Annotated in this window: 1 pseudogene; it reads right to left on the reverse strand. The window is 62.3% G+C overall.

Going from position 1 to position 477, the window contains the following annotated elements:
• Window positions 1-223: pseudogene (locus tag EN780_RS37575) on the reverse strand (hypothetical protein); the annotation flags it as partial.
• Window positions 224-477: the final 254 nt, after the last annotated feature.

The raw sequence follows: 477 nt of genomic DNA on the forward strand, positions 1-477 counted from the left end.
ACCCAGGCGCGATGGTCCCCAGGCGGGTGCCCTCGGCAGCGACAACGTCGTGAGGGTTGCACCAGTAGGGATCGTCGATGGTCGCGACGGTGAAGACGAAGCTTGGAAAGGCCTTGTTCAGGGCAGGGGCCAGTCCGGCGTCGGCCGACTGCGGCTCTAAGGCCGTGAGCACGGTTTCGACGGAAGCGGGATCGGGCAGGCGGACGGGTCTTTGCTCGGTCATTCTCGGGCTCCGGCCGGGTGGGAAATTCCGCGCTTTTTTTCGCCAAGGGAACGTCGTGCCTTCGTCGGCGATCTTGGAGGGCGATTCTGGCTGATTTCGGTCACGAGAACAACGCTGACGTCCCGGATCGCCGATGGTGCGGAAGAGGGCGGCAACTTGTGCGACAAGCCTGAAACGACTATCTTGCACGCATGATGAGCAAGCATCTGGGTTCAGTCCTGACGACGGTGAACGCGCCCTACAGTGATCAACTG

It is taken from the genome of Mesorhizobium sp. M4B.F.Ca.ET.089.01.1.1, assembly GCF_004022605.1.
In the GTDB taxonomy this organism is placed as follows: Bacteria; Pseudomonadota; Alphaproteobacteria; order Rhizobiales; family Rhizobiaceae; genus Mesorhizobium; species Mesorhizobium abyssinicae.